Annotated in this window: 3 protein-coding genes and 1 pseudogene; all 4 read right to left on the reverse strand. The window is 58.6% G+C overall.

All coding sequences use genetic code 11. From position 1 onward, the window contains the following. Positions 1–253, reverse strand: a pseudogene (locus Q0336_RS01925) (glycosyl transferase family 1); the annotation flags it as partial. Between the two features lie 15 nt (positions 254–268). Then, positions 269–1789, reverse strand: coding sequence for a lipopolysaccharide biosynthesis protein (locus Q0336_RS01930; RefSeq protein WP_298524984.1), 1521 nt, complete (start codon positions 1787–1789; stop codon positions 269–271). A gap of 5 nt (positions 1790–1794) precedes the next feature. Beyond that, on the reverse strand, positions 1795–2916 hold the full coding sequence (gene aroC, locus Q0336_RS01935; protein WP_298524987.1) for a chorismate synthase: 1122 nt from the start codon (positions 2914–2916) through the stop codon (positions 1795–1797). A 78-nt stretch (positions 2917–2994) separates the two neighbouring features. Beyond that, positions 2995–3564, reverse strand: a complete 570-nt coding sequence (locus Q0336_RS01940; RefSeq protein ID WP_298524990.1) for an FKBP-type peptidyl-prolyl cis-trans isomerase — start codon at positions 3562–3564, stop codon at positions 2995–2997. Between the last annotated feature and the right edge of the window lie 400 nt (positions 3565–3964).

A 3964-nucleotide genomic window follows, 5' to 3' on the forward strand; every position in this document is an offset into this window, starting at 1 on the left:
TCTCTAGACGCTCGCCAAGGAAAGCCAAGCGCCCCCAGAGACGCTGGAGCGGCGTGCGGGCTACCGAAGCAATACGAGCGTCCTCCGTCCCCTTGGTCAGCACCAAGAGGCGAGCCTCCACACCGATAGCTCCTAGAGCATCCAGCAAGCGACGGCAAGCCTCTGCCGCCCCGCCACCTTGGTCTGCGGTGCAGAGCAGGAGGACCTTGAGGGGTGCTTGCCCTCGGTGAGGGAGCTTCGTCGGATGAGCCATCGGGGAGAGCGCTGATTAGCGACGGAAGCGGGCGGGGAGCTTCCCCTCCAGCATCTCCATCAGTTCGGGGGTGATCCTAAGTGCAAGGAGGACAAGGAGCAGTACCAGCCCCACGACGGCAGAGCGAACAAAGAGATCCAGCCATACCGAAGGCATGACGGGAAGAAGCGTATCCGCTCCCCAAGCTACTAAGGCAATGGGTAGGAGCAGGAGCATGCGCCGAGTGAAGGGGCTCACGTGCATCTTCACACTCAGCAGAAGTTGCTGGAGGCCGTAGCTCACGATGTTCGTCAGGAGCATCGCTATCGCTGCCCCCATCGTACCGTACTCGGGGATGAGGAAGAGCGTCGAGACAAACGACATGATGAGCACACTGACGGTATAGTAGATGTTCCAGTGGTAGTAGCGAGAAGTGCTCACGACAGTATGACTGCAGGTCAAGGTCAGCTCCACCAGCTTTGCAAGGCCAAGGAAGAAGAAGACCCACTTCCCCCCAGAGAACTGATCCCCGTTGGGCATGATCCCGAAGATATTGTCGATGTTCACCCAGATCATGGCGAAGATCAGTAGCCCCGATAGGAGCTGATAGAAGGCGACAAGCCGATAGACGGCTTCCACCCGCTTCGTGTCCCCGTCCTTCGCCGCCTCGGCGATCTTGGGGGCAGCGACATTGAGGATCGCACGCATGGGGATCTCGATGATCGATACCATATAGAAGGCCATCGTATAGACACCTGCCGAGGAGAGTCCACCTCGGTCAATGAAGGCGACCATGAAGAGGTCCATGCGTCCCGCCAGCGTAATTCCCACGGAGGTGAGGGTGTAGAGCGCCGTATAGCGGTAGAAGCCTCTACGCATAGACTGAGAGACGTATTCGGGGTTGTGGCGAAGGGAGAGCGGTGTGATCCGCCCGAGGTAGACACCGCTAGCGAGCATGCAGACCCCGAAGCTCCCGATGAAGCCCCATACCATCGTCGTGAAGTCGATATACCCGAAGGCATAGAGCAGGTAGGCGGCCAGCTGGAGGACACGCAGTAGGACCTCCTTGATCCCCTTGGGCACCGCCACCCGAAGGAGCTGATAGGTATAGAGCTCGAAGATCGTCCAGCCCATCGTGAAGAGCGTGAGCGGGATGACGGCATAGTAGAAGTCCGCTAGCAGGGGGCTATTCTTACTATAGAGAGCCATCAGTGGGCCTTGGCAGAGGACGTAGAGGAGTGTCATCACCGCTGCCCCGACCGCCCCGACGACGAGCACATAGTACAGGAAGCCGTGGTTAGGCCCGTCCTCTGCTCGGTGCGGGTTGGCCTCCGTGTCCTTGAAGAAGGGGAAGTACCGACTGATCGAATAGGTCATCCCCAGCATCCCCAGTCCAGCAAGCTGGGTAGCCAGCTCGGGCAAGAGGCGTGTCAGACCGATCTCTTCGGGGGTAAGGAACTTGGCTAAGATGAAGAAGGTGGTCAGGAAGCCTATCCCAACCCCTATATAGGTCACTATGGTACCGCTGATGCTTTCCTTTGCTGCTAAGCTAGCCATCGTATCTAGTCCTCTCCTCTCTGACGCTGGGCGCTCAGACTATGGAGGAGGTAAAAATCCATTAGGGTAAGTGCTGCCATGGCCTCGACGACGGGCACGGCACGTAGTGCTAGGCAGGGGTCATGTCGCCCTGTGATCTCGAGGCGTACCGCCTCGCCATCTCGGCGCACAGTCTCCTGAGGGAGACCTATTGATGAGGTGGGCTTGAAGGCTACACGGAAGGTAAGCGGTGCGCCTGTCGTGATCCCGCCGAGCGTGCCTCCACCTCGGTTCGTCACTTGTGCTACCTTCCCCTCTTCATTGAGGTGGAAGGGATCGTTCGCTTCTGATCCACGCATCTGAGCGAGCGCAAACCCTTCGCCCAGCTCGAAGCCACGGGAAGCATTGATCCCGAGCATCGCCGAGCTAAGACGACTGGAGAGCTTGTCGTAGAGCGGTTCTCCTAGCCCTGCGGGAAGCCCGTAGACACGGCAGGAGATGATGCCTCCTACACTGTCCTTTGCCTCACGGGCTCGATCGACTTCACGAGCCATCTCGTGGGCCGTCTCCTCTGTGAGCGTGGGGACGAGCTGACTGTAGCGAGCTTCTAGACGAGCTTCCTCTGTCGGGGTGAGCTCAACGGCCGTCCAATCTTCGTCCACGAGGGAGACCCTCCCGACACGGGAGAGATAAGCATAGACACGCACCCCTCGCTCCCCGAGCCACTGCATAGCGATGGCTCCAGCGATGACACGCACCACCGTCTCCCGAGCAGAAGCTCTGCCTCCACCACGGGGATCACGAAGCCCGTACTTCGCCTCGTAGGTGAAGTCGGCATGACCCGGACGGTAGACATCTGCCAGTCGGGCATAGTCTTCGCTCCGCACTTCTTCGTTCTCCACCAGGAAGGCCAGCGGTGTGCCCGTCGTCCTTCCCTCATAGAGCCCCGAGAGGAAGCGCACGCGGTCGGGCTCTCGACGAGGAGTAGTCAGACGACTCTGCCCTCCCCGTCTACGGGAAAGAGCCAGCTCAATCGAATCGTGGTCAATCACTAGCCCCGAGGGCAAGCCATCCAGTACGCCCCCGAGGGCAGGCCCATGGGATTCGCCGAAGGAGGTAAGACGCAGCTGCCGTCCGAAGGTATTCATTGCCTCTAAAGAAAGAAAGGCACGGATGCCCTAGGCCCTCTAGACCTAGTGGCATCCGTGCCCAGATAATTAAGCCGACTAGTGGCAGCCACAGCCACCACCACAGCCCCCTTCGTGCTCGTGCTCATGGTCATGTTCGCAGCCACAGCCGCAACCTTCGTTTCCGCCGAAGAACTGCTCGATCTCCTCAGTCGTAGCATCGTGTACGTCCTTGACAGAGCCGATGAAGTGAAGGTCTTCGCCTGCCAGAGGGTGGTTGAAGTCCAGGATGACGACTTCTTCCTTGATCTCTACGACACTACCACGGACGATCTGCCCATCGGGCGTGTGCAGAGGCAGGGTAGCGCCCTCGACGACAAGAGCATCGAGCTTACCTTCGCCATCGAGGAAGATCTCACGGGGGAGCTCCTGGATCGCTTCGTCTACGGGCTGACCGTAGGCTTCTTCGCACTTGAGGACGAAGTCAAACTTGTCCCCAGCCTTTAGGCCGAAGAGCTTCTTCTCAAACTCAGGGAGCATCATACCCATTCCCTGGATATACTCTAGGGGGCGCTCAGGAGTCGTCTGCTCCATCAGGACACGTTCGTTCTCGTCGCCGACATAGAGTTCGTACTCTACAGAGACGAACTTATTAGGTGCTATCGTCATAATTTTTCCGATATAATAGGTGTGAAAGGAGCACCTCTGCACAAGCAGAAGTGCACATGTGGCGCAAAGGTAGCTATTTCTAAGCGAACGCTCCTTCACCGCAGTGCTGACGCAGCCGAACGAAGGGCCTCACTCATAGAGACAGACGAGCCATAGCGATACTTCTTCTCGGGCGCACCTTCTAGTAGCACCCGAATGTCTGAGGGGCTATGGCTCGAAGCATTGCGCCACGGCCCTCCCGCCCTGTGCCCGAGGAAGACCCAGCACCCAACAAAGAGCCTCCCCTACCCCTTTAAGACGAGGCTAGAAAAAGCTCGCTAGAAGGACCTACGGTAGATCGCTCTGAAAACCTACTGTGGGTCGCCTCACCGACCTACCGTAGGTCGCAAGGACGACCCAC

The sequence above is a fragment of the uncultured Porphyromonas sp. genome, from assembly GCF_938039215.1.
Classification (GTDB): Bacteria; Bacteroidota; Bacteroidia; order Bacteroidales; family Porphyromonadaceae; genus Porphyromonas.

Bases quoted from the DNA above. Each gene is read 5' to 3' on its own strand.
- Q0336_RS01930 (WP_298524984.1), bottom strand. From the start codon at position 1,789: ATGGCTAGCTTAGCAGCAAAGGAAAGCATCAGCGGTACCATAGTGACC.
- aroC (WP_298524987.1), bottom strand. From the start codon at position 2,916: ATGAATACCTTCGGACGGCAGCTGCGTCTTACCTCCTTCGGCGAATCC.
- Q0336_RS01940 (WP_298524990.1), bottom strand. From the start codon at position 3,564: ATGACGATAGCACCTAATAAGTTCGTCTCTGTAGAGTACGAACTCTAT.